This window comes from Shewanella marisflavi (assembly GCF_002215585.1).
Taxonomy (GTDB): Bacteria; Pseudomonadota; Gammaproteobacteria; order Enterobacterales; family Shewanellaceae; genus Shewanella; species Shewanella marisflavi.
In genome coordinates this window covers 428,456-448,217 of sequence record NZ_CP022272.1, presented here as the reverse complement: position 1 = coordinate 448,217, position 19,762 = coordinate 428,456, and the positions used below count along the sequence as shown (strand labels likewise).

Below are 19,762 nucleotides of genomic sequence, written 5' to 3'. Positions count from 1 at the left end.
GCGGCTTAGGCCTTGCCCAGACCGCGTAAATAATTGGATTTATCCCGATTAACAAAAGCCACTAGGGAAAGCATTACTGGCACCTCCACTAATACGCCTACCACAGTCGCCAGCGCCGCTCCTGAATGCAGACCAAACAGTGAGATAGCCACGGCTACCGCCAGCTCGAAGAAATTAGAGGTGGCGATCATACAGGCGGGCGCCGCTACATCCTGCTCTAGCTTCAATCGTTTGGCCGCCAGATAGGCGATAAAGAAGATGCCATAGGTCTGAATCAGCAAAGGAATGGCGATCAGCAAGATATTTTGCGGCTGTTCCAATATAGTATTGGCCTGCAGGCCAAACAGCAGCACAACTGTGGCCAGCAGGCCCAAGATAGACCAGGGCTTGAGGCGGGCGACAAAGGCCTCAACACTCAGAAGATGGCCCTTTTTATTTAATGCCCTGCGCGTCACAATACCCGCCACCAGCGGCAGCACCACATAGAGCACCACAGAGATCAACAGGGTCTGCCAGGGCACCTGAATATCACTCACCCCCAAAAGGAAGGCACAGATAGGCGCGAAGGCAAACACCATGATGATGTCGTTCACCGATACTTGCACCAGAGTGTAGTTAGGATTGCCCTTGGTGAGCTGACTCCAGACAAACACCATAGCAGTACAGGGCGCAACGCCCAGTAAGATCATGCCGGCGATATACTCGCTGGCGGTTTGCGCATCCACCCAGGAGGCAAACAGCACACGGAAGAAGAGCCAACCTAGCAGTGCCATGGTAAAGGGCTTAATCAGCCAGTTCACCACCAGAGTCAGCAACAAGCCCTTAGGACGCTTGCCCACATCTTTTACTGCCGAGAAATCGATCTGCACCATCATGGGGTAGATCATTACCCAGATAAGCACAGCTATTAGCAGATTGACACTGGCATACTCAAAAGAAGCGATCTGAGCAAACTGCTCCGGCAACAGATAACCCAAGGCAACCCCTGCAACTATGGCCAGCCCCACCCAGACACTCAGAAAACGTTCAAATAATCCCATGGCTCTATCCTTTACAACAAACTTGTACCCGCTCGGGGCGCTGCCCCATCTCACCCAGACGCGCCTTGGCCTGCTCCAGTAGCTCGGCATTGCCCGCCAGCGTCCTTTCGATCACCTCCGCCGCCCAGACAGGCAATTCGGGATTGATCCGGTAGAACACCCATTGTCCCTGACGGCGATCACTCAGCAGCTCAGCCTTACGCAGCTGTGCTAAGTGGCGCGAAACCTTTGGCTGACTCTCGTCCAGTGCCGCCATTAACTCACACACACACAGCTCACCCTCAGCCTTAATCAGCAGCAGGCTGAGCAGACGTGTTTCATCGGAAAGGGCTTTAAAGATTGCGACGGCCATTGGCTTGTTACTCTCAAAAATATGGGCGCTTGAACATATGGATAAGCATATATATGAATTTTCATATATACAAGTTCTCTTGTGTGCTGCAAACATAAAAAAAGCGAACCGGTTAAGGTTCGCTTTCTTTCAATTAGGTATCGCTAAGTCAGGTAACGCTGAGTTAGGCAAAGCCCTCAGGATCAATTACCGGCAATCTTCATCTCATCGAGCAAAATGGCACCGGTACGGATAGAGGAACGCAGATCTCGCTCTTTGCCCACGGCCACCATGCTGCGGTACATCTCTTTAAGGTTTCCGGCAATGGTGATCTCTTCGACCGGATAGAGGATCTCGCCCTTCTCCACATAGAAACCCGCTGCGCCGCGTGAGTAATCACCGGTCACGCCATTCACGCCTTGCCCCATCACCTCTGTGACGATAAGGCCTGTATCCATCTGCTTCACTAGCTCATCGAAGGTCTGTCCGGTATGAGATAGCGTCCAGTTGTAGATACCACCGGCATGGCCTGTGTTAATCAGGCCTAACTTACGCGCCGAATAGCTGGTCAGCAAATAAGTGGAGAGGATTCCGCTATCGATGATGTTGCGATCTATGGTGGCCACCCCTTCGCTATCATAACAGGCACTGGCCAGTGCGCCCTTGAGGTGTGGCTGCTCAGCAATCGAAAACCACTCGGGGAAGATCTGGGTATCTATGGCATCGAGTAGGAAGCTCGACTTGCGATACAGGCTGCTACCACTGATGGCCCCCACCAGATGTCCCATCAGGCCGGTCGCTACGTCAGGTGCAAACAGAATAGGTAACTTGGTAGTCGCTATCTTACGCGCCCCTAGGCGACTCAGGGTCTTCTGGGCAGCCTTCAGGCCCACCGCCTCTGGCGTCCAAAGGTCGCTGAAATTGCGAGCCACCGTATAGTCATAGTCACGCTGCATATGGCCATCTTGCTCGCCGATCACGACACAGCTCAGGCTGTAGCGCGAACTGACATAACCGTTTAAGAAACCATGGCTGTTGCCATACACCTTGGCACCTGTATGGGCGTTGGCACTGGCACCATCGGAATTTTTAATACGCACATCGCTATCTAACGCAGCAGCTTCGGCGCTCGCCGCCAAGGCTTCTAACTCGGCCGGCGTGGTCTCGTGGGGATAGTAGAGCTCGAGATCTTCGATCTGCTTAGCCATCAGCTCGGCATCGGCCAGGCCGTTGAAGGGGTCTTCCGAAGTGAAGCGCGCGATATCATCCGCGGCCTTTACGGCACGGCGAATGGCCTCTGGGCTCAGATCTGAGGTGGAAGAGCTACCCTTGCACCCATCTCTAAACAAGGTGATCCCCAACGCACCATCTTTATTAAACTCAACGGTCTCTACCTCTTTCAAGCGTGTCGAGACTGAGAGCCCCTGCTGCTTGCTGATGGCCACTTCGGCCCCCGAGGTGCCTAATTTGGCAGCATATTCCAATGCCATAGACACGGCGTCTTTCAATGAATTCAATTCGGTTTCGATGCTAGGAGAAGGCACAAATCTACTCTTTTGTTGTCAATCGTGGCCGTAGCATAGCAAACCCGCTGGGCTTTCACATTAAATAACTGAGTCGTTTCGTAGGCGATATTGGCCGGAAATGTTATGATTAGCGTAGTTATGGCTTGGACCCAAGAGATTTTTTTGAATATGAATATTGTTGGTGACTCAGAACACTTTAAACAGCCCTTCGATCATGACGATGATTACGTCAGCAGAGCCGATATAAAGCGCGAGATCGCCGTTTACCAGGAACTAGGTAAGCAGCTAGTTGCCCTCAGCAAGAGCCAGCTCAAGAAACTAGAGCTGGATGAATTACTTCATGACAACATCTTGAAGGCCAAGACGATTCGCATCAACAGCGAGGCCCATCGCCGTCAACTGCATTATGTTGGTAAGCTGATGCGTAACGTCGATATCGAAGAAGTGCAGGCCAAGTTGAAAAACGTGCTCAATCAAAATCGCAACGAAAGCTCCAAGCTCAATGTTGCCGAGAAGCACAAAGATCAACTGCTAAGTGGCGGTGATGATGCCATTCAGGCCCTGCTTGAACAGTATCCTAACCTTGAGCGCCAGAAGCTTCGCCAACTGGTGAGGCAGGCCAACAAGGAGCTATCTAAGCAACCTGAACAAGCCTCTAAATCCGCAACAGAACTGGTCAAGTATCTGCGCGCCGAGACCGCCGAATAAGCCTGTGCCTCGCCGAAACAGCCCGCCACTAGTGCGGGCTTTTTGTTGCCTTAAGCCTAATGCGCATCCCCAGATAGGCCAGCAGAAGGTAGAACAGGGCCAACACCCACAACTGCCACCACATGGGGGCGATATCACTCCAGTCTGCACCCATCTGATTAAGCTGTAACATCCCCTTAATGGTCACCACACCAGGGATCAGCTGTGATACGGCCTGCAATGGCACGGGGATCAACTCCACCGGCCAGACAAAGCCCGACGCAAACAGGATCGGCATAGAGATAAGCAGTGCCACCTGTGTCGGCAGATCCCGTCGAACAAACAGGCTGCTGTAGGCGACACCTGCCAGACTGGTCGACAGAATAAAGGGCAGCAGAAACAAACACACTTGCCCGAGTTCGCCCTGTACTCCCACCTGATACCAGTAATGGCAAAAGCCTATGTAGAAGGCAGTAAAAATACTGTAGATAACCGAAAAGGTCGCCACCCTAGCACACAGAAGCTGGCCTAAGCTTACCTGATTCCAATAGCCCTTGCGCTGCCATTGGCCTGCCCCGAGGATCCCAGTACCGATTAACAAGGTCTGGTGCAGCACTAGCAAGAGCACGCCGGGCACCACATAGGAGGTATAACCCAAACTCGGGTTGAAGGCTGGCACACTGTTAAGGTGGATAGGATCCAGCTCAAGCTGTACCTGCTTGGCCGTCTCTCCCATGGCAAGTAGACCGGTAAACTGTATATATTTACCCGCTTCTATGCCGACCGAAACCAGCCCTTCTAGAATGGCCGAGTAGACCAGAAAATAGTTGGCGTCGCCGCCATAAGCTAAGGTAACGCCTTGCTGGCGCAGCAGATTGTGACGGAATCCTTCAGGGATAACCAGATAACCATGAGCCTCCCCGGCATTGACGGCCGCCTGCGCTTGGGTCAAGTTAGCCACATGAGCGACGACATCAAGTTTAGGACTCGCCTGCGCGTGACGAATCACCAAGCGACTCAAGGTGGAATTATCACCATCGACCACGACAATTTGCTGCTTTGTTGGTACCTCATTGAGATAAGGCAAAGGGTAGAGCACGGAATAAAAAAGCACACCACCAAACAAAGTAATAGCAATAGCCTTGTCTGAGACTATGGCCTTGAACTCCTCAAACATCAGGCTGAAAAAGTTCATCCCTGCACCTCCGCCATCTGCTCTTTAGCCTGGTCTCGACGGATCTTTGTCAGTAACAAGGCTATCACGGGGATCAGCAGCAAAAAGCCCCAATAGCTAAAGAGTTGCAGCAATAACGCGTCAATGCCTTGGTCATAGGCGATCACACCGATATGGGTATCGACATAGTGACTGGAAGGCATGATCTTCCGCCACCACTGAGCCAACATAGGCATCTCATGGGTGGGGAAAGTGACGCCCATAAAGGCAAATGATGGCGCAAACAGAGCGGTGCAGAGACTGATCACCCTTGCACCGTCCTGCAGCACAGCAAAAATGGTCAACACGATCAACCATACCACTAGCAACATCATCACCTGTGCGGCAAACAACTGACCCAGACCACTGCTTAGCGGCAGGCCGAGATAACCATAGAGCCAAGCATATATCACCCCCATCTGTAACATCAGCAGCGGCGTATAAACCAGCACCTTAGCCCAAAGCACCTTGTAAGTACCTAAGGCAAACCACTCGGGCAAGGTATTGTGTCTTAGCTCATCAGACAAAGCATTGGCAAACACCAACATGGCCACTATCTGCACCAAGGCGATCAAAATAGGTGGTACCAGGAAGGCGACATAGTTGTTATTGGCGTTGTAGAGTGCACTGCTCTGAGTCTTTATCATGTTCAGATTGATATTGGCCTGCTCGGGGGACACGCCAGAGGCCAGCATTTTCAGTCTTGCCTTCTGTTTAAGACCGTCGGCCAGGCTCATCTGTATCTGACTGGAGAGCAATTTTCCCACCAGTAAAAACTGGGCGTTGTAACGAATATCTATCGTGGGTTGATGGCCAAGCACTAGCTTACGGTTAAGCTGAAATGGCAATATCATCACGGCATAGACATCGGCCTTCTCCATAGCCGCTTGGGCTTGACCTATATCTTGATAAATAATGGGTTTAACAACCGAATTGGCCGCTAACTGACGTACCAGCATACGGCTTAGCTGACTCTGATCCTGATCCACAACCGCCACTGGCAGTGCGGTCGGCAATCCTGCGCTAAACAACCACCAAAGCACTAGCGTGCCCAGCAGAGGCAGATAGCTGACCAGGGCGAGTTGCCAGGGCGACTGCCATAGTCGCCTGAGCTCTCGCTTTATAAGATTGACCATGGAAGCCAAGGCTTAAGGCACCAGTAAGCTGGTCATACCCACCCTTAAGTCGGCAATGGGCTCCATTGGTCTTAGCTCCATCTCGAAGGTGCGCATATCAAAGTCGTGGCCACTCTCGGTAGAGCGCCAGGTGGCAAAGTGTCCCATGACGCTAATGTGCGCCACTTTAAAGGGAAAACGTTGGCCGAGCGCAGGGAGCTCCACCTCTAGCGTATCGCCTACCTTAAAGTCTTTAAGCTGATCTTCTCGAACCTGGAACACTGCCCAGGCATCCTGCATGTCGATCACACTCACCACAGGAAAACCGCTAGGCGCCAGTTCGCCAGCTTGCAGAAGCACCTCGCTAACCTCACCCGATTTAGGCGAGCGCATTTGACTGTCAGCCAAGATGGCACTGACCTCTTTAACGGCCCCTTCGGCCATGCGGGCATTACCCTCGGCCGCCGCCTTGGTTTCTTCACGGGCTCCCTCTTCCGCCATCTGATACATGGCATAGGCCGCCTGCTCGGTATACTTGGCTGCCTGCCACTGGGTAAAGGCTTCATCACGCTTTTGACGCGCCAGCACACCCTCACTGAACAGGGCTTCTACCCGGTTATAGGTGGTCTCGGCCAAGGTGGCCGCCGCTTTTGCCTTTAACCACTGCTCTCTCGCCGCCGATACCTGTTGTTTACGGGCGCCATTATCCGCCTCTTGCTGCAACGCCTTGGCGGCATCACGCCCCCCTTGTGCCTGCATTAACTTGGCATTGAGTTCAGGACTGTCGATAGCAAACAGTAGATCGCCTTCGGCCACCTGGTCACCTCGGCGAACCATGACCTGAGCAACCCGCCCGGGCACCTTGGAGGAAACATTATATTCTCTGGCCTCGATCTGTCCCTGCAAACGCGTGACCTTAGGAGTGTGAGCCAAATGGAGTCCATAGGCCAAGATGACAATCAAGGCGACTAGGGCTACAAGGGCTAAGATTCTGTTAGTGCGCATCTGCTCTCTCCTGGGCGGTGCGTGAACGACCGATAAATTCATCTAACTGACCGCTGATGGCCATCAATCTGGCGTAGGCCTGTACATAACGGTACTGAGCAGCCAACTGCTGGGTCTGCACTCCGCTTAGCTTAAGCTCGGCATCCACCTTCTCAATCGACGTAGACAGTCCCTGACTGAAGGCGAGATCCCGCAGGCGTTTGTTTTCCTTAGCGAGAGACAAGGAGAGGTTTAACGACTCTGTCTCCTCTCTAGCCTGCTGCAGCTGACGATAGCTCTGATCCAGCAAGAGACTGAGATCTTGCTGAGTCTGGGCCTTGGTATAACGCGCCTGCAACAGGGCGCTACGGGCGGCCTCGACCTTACCACTGCGACCGTCGCGACTGATAAGCGGAATCTTCACCCCAACGCCGACCATCCAGTCAGGCTCCATCTTGGCTAGCAGGGAATCGTCTTCATACAGGGTATAGTTGCCGTAAAGAAAGACGGTAGGGTAATAGCTGCCCTTTTCCACATCGATAAGGCCATTGGCCTGAAGCTCTTTAGCCTCCAGCAACTTAAGGGCCGGATGGCTAGAAAGCGTCAGTTGACTCAGCTGACCCATAGAAGGCGGAGTTTGCAGAAGAAACAACTTAGAGACAGTATCGACATTGGGCTGATGCAACATGCGTGACAGGGCAATCTGACTCATCTCCAGCTGACGTTGGGCGCTGGCATAATCCACTCTGGCATTTTCCAATGCCACCTGAGCGTTAAGACGCTCCACCTTGGCGATCTGTCCCTGCTGCTCGAGCTTAACGGCATGATCGGCATGCTCGGTCAGTGCATCGACCAGCTGGCTTCTTGTCGCCATCAGGGCATGGCTTACCGCCACACCATAGTATCTGTCCACCAGCTGGACGAAGAGATCCCGCGTCGATAGCTGATGTTGCTGCTCCTTCTCGGCCACCTGAGCCTCATGTATGCCCTGGGCGGCGCTGATACGACCACCTGTATAGATGGGCCACATCGCCTGCAAGCTAGAGCGGAAGATATCTTGCTCGGTAAAAGGAGTGATAAACAGTGAGCCGGGAATCGCCCCCAAGGCAGCGCCAAGGGCTGGGGGTAAACTTGCAGGATCGAGAGTCGCTAAGGGATTGAGATCCCTTAAGTCCAGTTCTAGTGGCTTCTCCAAGCGTGTATAGCTGCCATTAATCGACAGCGAGGGCAGATTAAGGTCATCCCCAGCGTCTTTCTCCGCCAGGGCACGATTAACCTCTTGCTGACTGGCCTGCAGCTTATCACTCACCTGCAATAGCTGCTGCCACGCCTCGCCAAAGGCAAGCTCTTGGCCATGAGCGGCCTGCGCCCCCAGGACCACCAAGGACAGCCAGATCGTATACAAATATTTCATTAATACCTCTAGAGTTATTACTCTATTTCCTTGGCGAATGTTAACACCCTAAGGGAGTGTTGAAAAGATGACCTGGCAATTAAGGGCAAAAACCCTCATCAATCGCGGCGTCTCAGCAGACACGCCGCAGCCACTTGCTAGGCCGTTCCCCCCACTGTCAGCCTGTCGAGCTTCAGGCTCGGCTGACCCACTCCTACGGGCACACTTTGCCCATCTTTGCCACAGACACCAACGCCCTTATCGAGCGCCAAGTCGTTACCCACCATAGAGATCTGCCCCATGGCCTCAGGGCCGTTACCGATCAGGGTCGCTCCCTTGATCGCCTGGGTGATCTCGCCCTTCTCGATAAGATAGGCTTCTGATGCCGAGAAGACAAACTTGCCAGAGGTGATATCCACCTGCCCACCGCCAAAGTTAGGGGCGTAGATCCCCTTATCCACCGACTTGATGATATCTTCAGGTGAGCTGTCGCCCGCTTCCATATAAGTATTGGTCATGCGTGGCATCGGCAGGTGCGCATAAGACTCACGGCGACCATTACCCGTAGATGCCTGACCCATGAGACGGCCGTTGAGCTTATCTTGCATATAGCCTTTCAAGATGCCGTTTTCGATCAATACCGTCTTTTGTGTTAGCACGCCTTCGTCGTCTATGCTCAGCGAACCGCGGCGATTAACCAGGGTACCGTCATCGACAACGGTGACCAAACTAGAGGCGACTTGCTGTCCGACAAGACCGCTAAAGGCACTGCTGCCCTTACGGTTAAAGTCACCTTCCAGGCCATGGCCCACGGCCTCATGCAATAAGACACCTGGCCAGCCTGCACCTAATACGACTGGCATCTCACCTGCTGGTGCATCGATAGCCGTCAGGTTAACAGAAGCTTGGCGCACCGCTTCGCGGGCAAAGGCAAAACAGCTTGGCAAACCATCGTCGCCCGACTCGAAAAAGACTTGATAATCATGACGGCCACCGCCGCCGCTGGCGCCGCGCTCACGCTTGCCATCTTGCTCTAGCACTACGCTACAATTAAAACGCACGAGCGGACGAATATCGGCTGCCAGCGTACCGTCGCTCGCCGCCACTAAAATTTCCTCATGTACGCCTGATAAGCTGATCACCACCTGGATGATGCGTGTATCTAAGCTACGCACATAGGCATCGGCCTGCTTAAGCAGCTCGATCTTCTTGACCTCTTCCATGGCGGCAATGGGATCGGCACTCTGATACAAAGGCGTCGCCTTTTGTTGCTTCCAGGCCTGAACACGGCCACTATTACCCGCCATGGAGATGCCGCGAGCCGCTTCGACTGCTGCGCTCAGCGCCACTGGCGTGATCTCATCGGCATAGGCAAAACCTGTCTTCTCGCCACTGATCGCACGCACGCCCACACCGCGCTCGATATGAAAGCTGCCCTCTTTAACTATGCCATCTTCTAACACCCAAGACTCATGACGGCTTCCCTGAAAATAGAGATCGGAAAAATCCACCTGATGCTGATGAATGCTATTGATATAGCCTTGCAACTGATCCAGCGACAATCCATCTTGCAAAAGGCTCTGTTCTACTTGGGTTAAAAATGGCATTAATTCTCTCTCTTTGAAGCGCTACATGGCGCTATTTTATAGTCTCTTTCTGGCGGGCCGCTTGCAATGTCGGCGCTGCAAAACGATTATGTTCAACCACAGGTATGTTACGGCGGATCTTTTCGATAGCGTCTAAGCTTATCTCTGTCGACAACCAGCCACATCCCTCAGGTTTTACCGCGACCAGTTCGCCCCAAGGGTCGATGACACAAGAATGTCCCCAGGTCTCACGCCGCCCTTGATTATGCTCGCCCCACTGGGCAGCGGCCAATACAAAACATTGAGTTTCAATCGCTCTCGCCTGCAGCAAGGGTAACCAGTGGACGCGTCCGGTCACTCGTGTAAAGGCCGCCGGTAGAACGATGATCTCTGCACCTTGCAGCCGCATGGCACGAAACAGATCGGCAAATCGAATGTCATAGCATATCGCCATCCCGACCTTACCGAAAGGCGTATCGACCACGGTTATGTTTTCACCGGGACAAAAGGTATCACTTTCTCGGTAGGATTTAGTGCCATCATCGACGTCAACATCAAACAGATGCAACTTGTCATAATGGCCCAGAGTCTCCCCTTTGTCGTTAAACAGGTAACTACGGCTATAGACTCGTCCGTCATCGGCTAAGATGGGAATGGTTCCGGCCACTAAATAGATGCCATATTGCTTCGCCATCGCGGCCAGCGCCTGTTTCAACTCACTCGCTGCATCATCACCGGCATGGGCCAACTGCTGGCTCTCGTGGCCGCCAAACAGTAAACAGCACTCGGGCAACACCACCAGATGTGGCGCCTCCCCTATAGTTAATGCGTCAAGCTGCTCGCGAATAAAGCTGAGGTTCTCCTCGACATCGCGACCACTCTGACATTGTAATAAGCTGACCTGCATCGACCGACTCCTTCTGCACTGGCTTGTCTTGTGACTCTGGCTTACTTGGCATTTCCTGCGACTTGGGCATTTCCTGCTGAGGACGGTTTTCCTTAAAGTCTGGCATAGCTTCAACAGCAGGCTTGGGGATCTCAACGCCTGAAGGCATCACCTGCTCAATAGGCTCTGACTTTAACTCAGGCTCAGGCTGTGAGTCTGGTTGTAACTCTGGTTGTGACTCTGGTTGTAGCTCTGGCTGCGCCGGTTGACGTGGCAAGACAGACTCAGGGATCTCTATCTCCTTGCTCTTACGCTCCAATTCTTCAAGCTTAGGCTCTGACATGGTACCTGTCAGCCTGAAACGGATTTCAGAGATCACTTCGATCACCGGCTCTAACACCTTGGTTAAGGCAAAGGCGCCTAAGCCGAGCGTCCAACCACCTGTGCTGAGTAGCACTACTGTCGGCACGCTAGAAGCAAGTTGGGGCACGAAGCGTATGTCATAGTTAAGGCTTTCTGTGGTGAGGTCGGTATAGCCCCGCACCTTCATATTGCCAGCCACGGCGTCCATTTCAGAATCTGTAGTTTTCACTACGCCGTTGTCCAGTTTCAAGGTACCTGTAAAGGAGTTGAAGTAAAGCCCCTTACCAAACACATCCGAGAAATCCAGCGACAACTTACGCAGCAAGGAATCCAGACTGAACAGAGAGAAGATACGCGCGCCCTTATCGCTCACCTCAGACAGATGGCCTTTGCCCAACTTATAGTTTATCTGGCCATTTAAGGTTTCGAGCGAGAATGCATATGGGGCACCATGCCAAGCAAGCTGGGCCTGCAGATCCAGCGGCGCTTCCTTGAGGCCAGGGTCTATCCCTAAACGCTCTGACACCTCGTCAAACTGCTTGGCATTAAGATCGAATTGTAACTCGGTCAAATTCTGCCCTTCGCTGTTCGACCAGGCTCCCTTGCCTTTAAGTGTGATCCCAGGCGTGGTGAGGGTCAGCGTCTGGATCTGATAATCGCCATTGTTTGGCGTTGCCTGCAACACTAGATGCCCAAGCGACTTACCATAGGCACTAAACTGATCAACATCCACCGCCAAGGGGGGCAGATGATTGAGCACCTCATGATTGCTAACCGCTTCGGCATCCGGTGTCTCACTCAGGGGCGTCAAATTAAAGCGGCTGGCCACCAGCTTAAGCCCTTGTGTCGACCAATCTGGGTAAAAGTCCACCCGACCGCTAAACTCCTGGGCATTCCCCTCAAACCGCCAACCATGTTCTGTGGGATAAGCCTCCAGGTTCAGCTCGCTAAGTGGTTGACCATAAAGATTGAGCTGCTGTATCTGTCCCTCTACCGAGATCAGCGGCGGGAAGAAGCCATTCGATTCAACTTCGGCAACTGTGTCTATCATGGGCGTCTCAGATGACTGCTCAGCTAGCACCTGACGCATGGCCAGATCCAATGATGACTCGAGCTGCTGCTTACCCATAAAACCCTTGATGATCGGCAACCAAGGCCCAAACTCGGTATTAGGCATATCCAGTTGCAGATGTCCTGCCTGACGCTTTAGCTGATCGCCCGGCTTAAACAGGCGTCCCAGCAGTAGATCGAAATGAGCCAGGTGATCCCCGGACTGCTCATCGAATCCCCCCCAAAACTCCATCTGATCGCCAAGCTTTGCCCCTAAAGAAGCCTGCTTGTTGTCACCAATCAGCTCGAAGGAAAGCGCCCTCTTACTGTCGGCGGCCTTAGCAAACTTACCCGGCAGGCTAAGCTCCACGCCCTGCATGTCGCTCTTTACTTGTGCCTGAATACGGTAACCCAGCTCATCAAAGATCAGCGTCATCGCTCCCTGCCAGTCCAATTGTCCTTGGTAATAATCGCTTAGTGGATTATTGAGGGCATCGGGCAACTGTTGCAGATCCCACAGCCCCTGCATATCCAGGTTAAGGCCATAATGCTTATTGCTCCTACCGGTATCAAAGGTAAAAGTCACCGGCTGTTCAAATAATTGGGCCTTGATCCCCTCACCCGTCACAACCTCATTGGCAAAATAAACCTCACCACTAACACCCGCGAGCTGCACACCCGGCTCACTGATATACACAGGGGTATCGTCAAATGTCACCTGACCGAGAATCTGCTCCTTCCCCCCTTGATACAAAGGGATCGTGAGATCCAGTTTACCCGAGACCTCGCCCTGCACCTGTACCACTTTAAGGGTGGCTCCCACCGTTTTAGCCAGCGGCGAGCGCAGCAACACCTGCTTGGCGGCTTCGCCTTGAGTACGAAGATCCGCCTTAACCGTCAGCAGGCTCTGATGATTCATGCGTGGAATCGCCACATGAGCGCCATCGGCCGGGACGTCCATTAACATCCCCTTGTTGACCCAGATATCCATGGCGGCATTTTCAAACAGGGCATCAAGACTAAGCTGAGTCACCTCAGGCCAAGTCGGCTGAAACTCATAGCGCGCCTGTTCTAAAGTGAAACCGGCCTGAAATACACCTGTGTTGTCGTCATAAGGGAAATGACTCAAGGGGCCATTCCATACCACCTTGGCATTCTGGCTCTGTCCGGCCTTAAGGGCGCCACTAAGATAGGCAATGAGCGAGGCGCTCATGCCACGCTTGGGAAAATAATATCTGGCTCTGGCGGCATCTTTAATCTGCACATCGGCCAGCAGGTTCAAACTTGCCTCATCGGCAAAGCTGAACTGCATGGCAGCATCCAGATCTAAATCATCATTGTAAAAATGCAGCTTAGGTGCAAAGAGGGCGGCTTGGCTTAGGGCATATTTGACCGTAAAAGCGTCCCCCGCCAGCGACAAAGGCTCCTCGAAACCTCCGTTGAAATCCAATAAATATTGTTGCTCTGGTGCAGACAGATAGAGGTTATCGCCCTGTATGCCGAGAGTCAGATCGATAGGCTCAGATCCTGGAATCGCTTTAACCCCTTGCCAGGAGACCTGCGCTAACTGAGCCGACAGGGCAAAGCCTTCCTGTGTGTTATAACCAAACTTAAGTTGCTTGATATTTCCCTTGGGCTGCATCGTCTGCCAGTGATTAAGAGCGTTTAATTCCATGGCTGGCACGAGTGGCAATAGCGGAGGTAACATCTGCACATCGAGCTGATTGATATAGGCGCTTAGCCGACCATCACGACTCAGGGCTCCAATATCCAGCTCAGGCCAGCTCTGCTCATTAGTGACAAAGGCAAGGTTTGAACTACTGACTTGCCAGCCCGATGCCTGAGGAGCCCAATTAAACTGTCCTCCCTGGATCTCAAATTTTTGCTGCTCGCCATTAAGCTGCCATTGCAACCAACTGGGCTTAAAGGCCACTGTGGCTGCATTGAACTGCCGATGGCTAAATTCAGCCCACGCCTGCAAGTTAACCACGCCTTCTAGGGGGAGTTTCTTGCTCGAATCATAAGGATTTTCCTGCCGTGAGGCCCACTTCCCGAGATCCAGGGCGTTTGCCGACAGATAGAACTGGCCGGTCAAAGACTCAGGGCTGTATCCATCGCCGCGAATATCGACCCCCAATAACAGGCGCTCAACCTCCGAGGCATCTTCATCAAGATACAAGGCCCCCTCGGCGCGGTGACTGTCATTAAGGTTATACCAACGCAGATTCTTGATATGAATAGGACGGAACTTGTGATGCTTGCTGATCAGTTGCATGGTCACATCTGTGATAGCAAAGCGCTCAAACTGCTCCAGTAGCAGGGAGTAGATCCAGTCGGTGTTTTGCTCCACAACGGGCGCATCGCTGGTCTGCTCCTGGCGATGAATGCGATCCATATCCAGGGCGACCTTAACCCCTTCGAAAATCACATTTTCAATCTGCGGCGAGACAGACACTAAGGTGTCCCAAAAATCCAACTTAAGATGAACATTGTCTATAATGAAGGTGACCGGCAGGTTTTCCTGCACGGGTAATACCAGATTTTTGACCGTCACCGCAGGGCCAAATGCCTGCCACTCGGCGGTGAGTTCACCCACCTCAACCTTCACCTGATATTCTTGGTAGATATAGTTAACCAATTCCTGGCGTACTTGGTCTAGCTTGGGCAGCAGTCCCCTAAACAGACTCACGCTCAGGGCAAAGATCACCACTATGATGGCGATCGTCTGCCAGCAGAGACGGCCAAAGGTGCGAGGGCAAAATGGGCGTGACACTACATTATCACCACATCAAATTTATTTTGTGCATACATAGGCTCGTTCTGCAGACGTACACGCTTGCCAATATAGGCACCCAGTTCCGCTACCAGATGACTCTCTTCTCCGGTCAGGCTGTTATATACAGCCGGCGCGCAGTAAACCAAAAACTCATCGGCATCATAACCTCGATTGAGGCGGATGATCTCGCGGAAGATCTCATAGGAGACTGTCTCGACCGTCTTCAAGGTGCCCGTCCCCAAACACGCGGGGCATTCGCCGCACAGCACATGCTCGAGACTTTCGCGGGTGCGCTTACGTGTCATCTCAACCAGCCCCAAGCCGGAGAAACCACTGACATTGGTTTTCACCCTGTCGTTGGCCAGCGCAGCCTCTAAGGTGCTCAGCACACGCTTCTTATGATCTTCATTCAGCATATCGATAAAGTCGATAATGATGATCCCGCCTAGGTTACGCAGGCGCAACTGACGGGCGATGGCGTGGGTCGCCTCCAGGTTAGTGTTGAAGATGGTCTCTTCTAAGTTACGGTGACCAACAAAGGCACCGGTATTGATATCGACCGTGGTCATGGCTTCGGTCTGATCTATGATGAGGTAGCCGCCAGATTTAAGTTCTACCTTACGTCCCAAGGCGCGCTGCACCTCGTTCTCCACATCATAGAGATCGAAGATGGGCACTCGGCCCGAATAGTGTTCTATCTTATCGGCGATCTCGGGCATAAACTCTTGAGTGAACTGCAGTAGCTCCTCATAGGTTTGCCCCGAATCCACCTGAATTTGGTCCAGCTCTGTACCGACAAAGTCACGCACTATACGTACCGGCAGGGCAAGGTCTTGATATAACAGCGAGACGCCTGGGCGCTTACGGCGTTCACACACCTTAGCCCAAACTCGGCGAAGGAAAGCCGCATCCTGTACCAGTTCCTGCTCGCCAGCATTTTCGGCGGCAGTGCGAATAATAAAGCCACCATCTTCGTCGACAAAAGGTTCGGTCAGTCCCTTAAGCCGCGCACGTACCTCTTCAGATTCGATGCGCTGCGACACGCCGACATGGCTGGAGCCTGGCATAAACACCAGATAACGAGAAGGCAGGGTAATATCTGTGGTAAGACGCGCACCCTTAGTACCCAGCGGATCTTTGACCACCTGCACCATGATGTCCTGGCCTTGACGCACTAACTCACCGATATCGCGCACCACAAAGTTGCCCTTCTCGACATCGGCCACACACTCGGTATGAGGCACAATATCTGAGGCGTGCAGAAACGCCGCCTTATCCAGACCGATATCGACAAAGGCAGCCTGCATGCCTGGTAACACCCGGCTGACCTTGCCTTTATAGATGTTGCCTACCAGGCCGCGCTTCATGCGCCGCTCGATATGCACCTCTTGCAAGATACCGTATTCCACCAGAGCAACACGGGCCTCGGTCGGCGTCACATTGATCAATAGCTCAGAACCTATCTTTTTCTGTACTTTGTTTTTGACTATGTGACTCATGCTTACTCACTTAAATAGGATTAATGCATTAACGGCCCAAACGGACCGTTAATCATAGATATAGCTTACACCTAAACGGCTCACTCTTCAGAGCCAGGCCTAAATCGCTGCTACCTTGATCTTGTCGAGCAGGTTTCGGGTCTCCACTAAAGGCAAGCCGACCACCGCTGAATAACTGCCATCGATAGACTCGACAAAACAACCGCCTAGTCCTTGAATACCGTATGCACCGGCCTTATCCATGGGTTCACCCGTGGCAATATAGGCCAAGATATCTTGTTCTGTTAGGCCGCAAAATTGCACTTTAGTTTCAACTAATCGCGACAGGGTTTGCTTACCATCAGTCACGGCCACCGCCGTCATCACGCTATGGCACTGGCCCGACAAGGCACTAAGCATCTGCTTGGCATCAAGCTCATCCTTAGGCTTTCCTAAGATTTCACCATCCAATACGACTATGGTATCTGAGCCGAGCACCACAGCATCTGGCTTTCCCCAAAGCGCCAAGCCTGCACAGGCTTTCTCAATTGCCAAGCGCACCACAAAATCTTCGGCAGTTTCTCCTGCCCTATGGCTTTCATCGATATCGGCGGCTAAGACCTCGAAACCAAACTCAGGATCGCCAAAGCCCACCTGAGCTAAGAGTTCACGACGACGGGGCGAAGAAGAGGCTAATACCAGCTGCATCATTATCTCACTTTATAAATTCGACGAATACGCCGCAATATCCAAAACACCCAGGGCCAAATGACCAAGCTCGACAGGGCTGGCAGAAATAGACTAGCCTCGAAGCTAGCCACGTTCACCACAAACTGTATCCAGAACACCAGCAGATGATGCAAACAGACTAAACTGGCCACCATTAATGCCTGTTGCCACATGGGGAAATTACGCATCCGCTGAAAGTGCAGTACGACCACATAGATCACCAGTGACATGGAAAGCGCTCTAATGCCAAGGTGCGCCCCCAACAAAATATCCAACATCACCCCCAACAACCAGGCCGACAGTATGTTGTAGCGATGCGGCAGTGCCATCGCCCAGTAGATCATCACCAGCAGCAACCAGTCCGGGCGCCACGGCTCTACGATGCCAGGCAAAGGCATGATCTGAAATAACATGGCCAGTAGGAAACTCAGCCAGACTACCCAACGTCCGTGGGGAATATGCATGCTCATGGCGTCTCCTCGGTTTTCGGCTCGGCATCAGGCTCGGCTTCGACAGGCTCGGCTTGCTCCTGCTGATTGGTTTCGGGCCAGATCAGCAAGAGATAGCGGATTCGATCCAATGCTGCCAATGGCTGCGCCGTCACTGTGGCGTAACTCTGACCGTCGTCGCGCTCCACCTTCATGATGCGCGCCACAGGATAGCCCTCAGGGAAACGCATGCCTAAACCGGACGATACGAGAAGGTCGCCCACTCTCAGGTCGGTACTCTTGGCCACATGGCGTAGCTCGAGTTCATCAAGCTCACCGGTTCCCTGTGCCACCAGACGCACGTCGTTACGGGTCACCCGCACAGGGATGGCGTGGGTCACATCCGAGATCAGCAACACACGGCTGGTCAACTCACTGATTTCAACCACCTGACCGACAACGCCGTGGGCATCGACCACAGGTTGGCCGACAAAAACACCGCTGCGGGCACCATGGTTTAACACCACATAGTGACGAAAAGGATCGCTGGCCACCTCCATCACCTCGGCGACCACCTTCTTCGAGTCCATGTGCACAGGAGAGCCCAGCAAGGCACGCAGACGATCGTTTTCCTGTCTCAGGTGTTCGAAACGTTGCAGACGCTCGCTCATCAGGAGTTGTTGTCTAAGCAGTTGTTTATTTTGCTTGGCCAGCATGTTGCGCGTGGCGATGCTCTCGGCCGACCAATCGAGCACGGCGCCCGGAATATTCGCAACATATTGCAATGGGCTAAGCACAGAGGAGATAGATTGACGCACTGGTTCCAGCCTATCGTTGGCCACCAGTAAGATCACCGACAAAATAATTGCCAATGTGAGCCTGAATTGATTCGAAATACCGCGGGCAAAAATAGGTTTCATAAAACACTTAAGGCAGCGACACCCGGTGCCCGCTTTTTACACAAACACCTTGCGGTATCTGGGCGGCGAACCATCTAAGTCGATGTCTCGCCCGGGGTCAAACCAAAGTCTTGCTGCCTATTTATTTGGGCCGAATTAGTTTTCGTCAGAGAAGAGGTCGCCACCATGCATGTCGATCATCTCTAGTGCCTTTCCGCCACCACGAGCCACACAAGTCAGCGGGTCGTCGGCAACCATCACTGGAATGCCGGTCTCTTGCATCAACAGACGGTCGAGGTCACGCAGCAATGCGCCACCACCGGTAAGCACCATGCCGCGCTCAGAGATATCAGACGCCAATTCTGGCGGAGACTGCTCCAGTGCTACCATGACGGCACTGACGATGCCAGATAATGGCTCTTGCAGTGCTTCTAAGATCTCGTTGCTGTTCAGGGTAAAGCTACGTGGTACCCCTTCGGCCAAGTTACGGCCGCGCACTTCGATCTCCAGCACTTCATCACCAGGATAGGCAGTACCTATGGTGTGCTTGATGCGCTCTGCCGTGGCTTCACCGATCAAACTGCCGTAGTTACGACGTACATAGTTGATGATGGCATCGTCAAACTTATCACCACCGATACGAACAGAAGAGGAGTAGACCACGCCATTTAGCGAGATGATGGCAACTTCAGTGGTACCCCCACCGATATCGACCACCATAGAACCCGTTGCTTCAGATACAGGCAATCCAGCACCGATAGCGGCCGCCATAGGTTCTTCAATCAGATACACTTCGCGAGCACCGGCACCCATAGCCGATTCACGAATTGCACGGCGCTCAACCTGTGTCGCGCCCACTGGCACACACACCAATACGCGTGGGCTTGGACGGAAAACGCTGTTGTTGTGCACCTGCTTGATGAAATGCTGTAGCATTTTCTCGGTCACATAGAAATCGGCGATCACGCCATCTTTCATAGGACGAATTGCCTGGATGTTACCCGGCGTACGACCCAACATCTGCTTAGCTTCAGTGCCCACGGCGGCAACCGATTTTTGCCCGCCGCTGCCCCGTTCGCCTCGAATTGCAACAACCGAAGGCTCATTTAGCACTATGCCCTCTTCGCGAACGTAAATTAAGGTGTTAGCCGTACCCAAATCGATCGATAGATCGTTAGAAAAAATGCCACGCAGCTTCTTGAACATGTAACCAGCCTGTCTCAGTGGAGTCGGAAAAATAAAAATCAGGTAACTTTATCAATGACCCCCGGATTCCAC

At 52.8% G+C, this 19,762-nt stretch carries 16 protein-coding genes; 1 reads left to right on the top strand and 15 read right to left on the bottom strand.

The features are described from left to right. Positions 1–5 precede the first annotated feature (5 nt). The 3 genes from arsB to pmbA all read right to left on the bottom strand — a co-directional run bounded on the left by arsB (position 6) and on the right by pmbA (position 2,915). The gene (arsB, locus tag CFF01_RS02055; protein ID WP_088903692.1) at positions 6–1,040 is read right to left on the bottom strand and encodes an ACR3 family arsenite efflux transporter; all 1,035 of its coding nucleotides are present in this window, start codon (positions 1,038–1,040) and stop codon (positions 6–8) included. Positions 1,041–1,044: 4 nt separating this feature from the next. Continuing rightward, a complete protein-coding gene (locus CFF01_RS02050) occupies positions 1,045–1,392 on the bottom strand; it encodes a metalloregulator ArsR/SmtB family transcription factor (RefSeq protein WP_088903691.1) in 348 nt (115 codons plus the stop codon). A 182-nt stretch (positions 1,393–1,574) separates the two neighbouring features. After that, entirely contained in the window at positions 1,575–2,915 is a 1,341-nt protein-coding gene (gene pmbA / locus CFF01_RS02045; protein ID WP_088903690.1) for a metalloprotease PmbA, read from the bottom strand. A gap of 150 nt (positions 2,916–3,065) precedes the next feature. On the opposite strand from pmbA, the gene yjgA reads away from it, so the two are divergent. Further along, on the top strand, positions 3,066–3,605 hold the full coding sequence (yjgA, locus tag CFF01_RS02040; RefSeq protein ID WP_033539126.1) for a ribosome biogenesis factor YjgA: 540 nt from the start codon (positions 3,066–3,068) through the stop codon (positions 3,603–3,605). A gap of 28 nt (positions 3,606–3,633) precedes the next feature. Here the strand turns inward: yjgA and CFF01_RS02035 are convergent, their stop codons facing one another. The 12 genes from CFF01_RS02035 to CFF01_RS01980 all read right to left on the bottom strand — a co-directional run bounded on the left by CFF01_RS02035 (position 3,634) and on the right by CFF01_RS01980 (position 19,690). Beyond that, positions 3,634–4,779, bottom strand: coding sequence for an ABC transporter permease (locus tag CFF01_RS02035; protein ID WP_088903689.1), 1,146 nt, complete (start codon positions 4,777–4,779; stop codon positions 3,634–3,636). After that, positions 4,776–5,933, bottom strand: a complete 1,158-nt coding sequence (locus CFF01_RS02030; protein ID WP_088903688.1) for an ABC transporter permease — start codon at positions 5,931–5,933, stop codon at positions 4,776–4,778. The genes CFF01_RS02035 and CFF01_RS02030 overlap by 4 nt, the downstream gene beginning before the upstream one ends. Before the next feature lie 12 nt (positions 5,934–5,945). Next, positions 5,946–6,917, bottom strand: a complete 972-nt coding sequence (locus CFF01_RS02025) for an HlyD family secretion protein (RefSeq protein ID WP_088903687.1) — start codon at positions 6,915–6,917, stop codon at positions 5,946–5,948. Continuing rightward, positions 6,907–8,310: a TolC family protein gene (locus tag CFF01_RS02020; RefSeq protein WP_088903686.1), complete on the bottom strand. Its 1,404-nt coding sequence runs from the start codon at positions 8,308–8,310 to the stop codon at positions 6,907–6,909. Before CFF01_RS02020 ends, CFF01_RS02025 begins: the two co-directional genes overlap by 11 nt. 137 nt (positions 8,311–8,447) lie before the next feature. Further along, a complete protein-coding gene (gene tldD, locus CFF01_RS02015; RefSeq protein WP_088903685.1) occupies positions 8,448–9,896 on the bottom strand; it encodes a metalloprotease TldD in 1,449 nt (482 codons plus the stop codon). A 31-nt stretch (positions 9,897–9,927) separates the two neighbouring features. Next, the gene (locus CFF01_RS02010) at positions 9,928–10,782 is read right to left on the bottom strand and encodes a carbon-nitrogen hydrolase family protein (RefSeq protein WP_088903684.1); all 855 of its coding nucleotides are present in this window, start codon (positions 10,780–10,782) and stop codon (positions 9,928–9,930) included. Continuing rightward, positions 10,706–14,947, bottom strand: coding sequence for a YhdP family protein (locus CFF01_RS02005; protein ID WP_088903683.1), 4,242 nt, complete (start codon positions 14,945–14,947; stop codon positions 10,706–10,708). Before CFF01_RS02005 ends, CFF01_RS02010 begins: the two co-directional genes overlap by 77 nt. Continuing rightward, positions 14,947–16,449 carry a ribonuclease G gene (gene rng / locus CFF01_RS02000; protein WP_033539055.1) on the bottom strand — a complete coding sequence of 501 codons (1,503 nt, stop codon included), beginning with the start codon at positions 16,447–16,449 and terminating at the stop codon, positions 14,947–14,949. The genes CFF01_RS02005 and rng overlap by 1 nt, the downstream gene beginning before the upstream one ends. 99 nt (positions 16,450–16,548) lie before the next feature. After that, entirely contained in the window at positions 16,549–17,136 is a 588-nt protein-coding gene (locus CFF01_RS01995; RefSeq protein WP_088905848.1) for a Maf family protein, read from the bottom strand. 2 nt (positions 17,137–17,138) lie between these two features. Beyond that, positions 17,139–17,627, bottom strand: coding sequence for a rod shape-determining protein MreD (gene mreD, locus CFF01_RS01990; protein ID WP_033539056.1), 489 nt, complete (start codon positions 17,625–17,627; stop codon positions 17,139–17,141). After that, positions 17,624–18,505, bottom strand: coding sequence for a rod shape-determining protein MreC (mreC, locus tag CFF01_RS01985; protein ID WP_033539057.1), 882 nt, complete (start codon positions 18,503–18,505; stop codon positions 17,624–17,626). The genes mreD and mreC overlap by 4 nt, the downstream gene beginning before the upstream one ends. A 135-nt stretch (positions 18,506–18,640) precedes the next feature. Next, positions 18,641–19,690 carry a rod shape-determining protein gene (locus CFF01_RS01980; RefSeq protein WP_011864209.1) on the bottom strand — a complete coding sequence of 350 codons (1,050 nt, stop codon included), beginning with the start codon at positions 19,688–19,690 and terminating at the stop codon, positions 18,641–18,643. Positions 19,691–19,762: the final 72 nt, after the last annotated feature.

What these genes read in the sequence shown, in the direction of transcription:
- arsB (WP_088903692.1), bottom strand. Translation starts at nt 1,040, where the DNA reads ATGGGATTATTTGAACGTTTTCTGAGTGTCTGGGTGGGGCTGGCCATA.
- CFF01_RS02050 (WP_088903691.1), bottom strand. Translation starts at nt 1,392, where the DNA reads ATGGCCGTCGCAATCTTTAAAGCCCTTTCCGATGAAACACGTCTGCTC.
- yjgA (WP_033539126.1), top strand. Translation starts at nt 3,066, where the DNA reads ATGAATATTGTTGGTGACTCAGAACACTTTAAACAGCCCTTCGATCAT.
- CFF01_RS02035 (WP_088903689.1), bottom strand. Translation starts at nt 4,779, where the DNA reads ATGAACTTTTTCAGCCTGATGTTTGAGGAGTTCAAGGCCATAGTCTCA.
- CFF01_RS02030 (WP_088903688.1), bottom strand. Translation starts at nt 5,933, where the DNA reads ATGGTCAATCTTATAAAGCGAGAGCTCAGGCGACTATGGCAGTCGCCC.
- CFF01_RS02025 (WP_088903687.1), bottom strand. Translation starts at nt 6,917, where the DNA reads ATGCGCACTAACAGAATCTTAGCCCTTGTAGCCCTAGTCGCCTTGATT.
- CFF01_RS02020 (WP_088903686.1), bottom strand. Translation starts at nt 8,310, where the DNA reads ATGAAATATTTGTATACGATCTGGCTGTCCTTGGTGGTCCTGGGGGCG.
- tldD (WP_088903685.1), bottom strand. Translation starts at nt 9,896, where the DNA reads ATGCCATTTTTAACCCAAGTAGAACAGAGCCTTTTGCAAGATGGATTG.
- CFF01_RS02010 (WP_088903684.1), bottom strand. Translation starts at nt 10,782, where the DNA reads ATGCAGGTCAGCTTATTACAATGTCAGAGTGGTCGCGATGTCGAGGAG.
- rng (WP_033539055.1), bottom strand. Translation starts at nt 16,449, where the DNA reads ATGAGTCACATAGTCAAAAACAAAGTACAGAAAAAGATAGGTTCTGAG.
- CFF01_RS01995 (WP_088905848.1), bottom strand. Translation starts at nt 17,136, where the DNA reads ATGCAGCTGGTATTAGCCTCTTCTTCGCCCCGTCGTCGTGAACTCTTA.
- mreD (WP_033539056.1), bottom strand. Translation starts at nt 17,627, where the DNA reads ATGAGCATGCATATTCCCCACGGACGTTGGGTAGTCTGGCTGAGTTTC.
- mreC (WP_033539057.1), bottom strand. Translation starts at nt 18,505, where the DNA reads ATGAAACCTATTTTTGCCCGCGGTATTTCGAATCAATTCAGGCTCACA.
- CFF01_RS01980 (WP_011864209.1), bottom strand. Translation starts at nt 19,690, where the DNA reads ATGTTCAAGAAGCTGCGTGGCATTTTTTCTAACGATCTATCGATCGAT.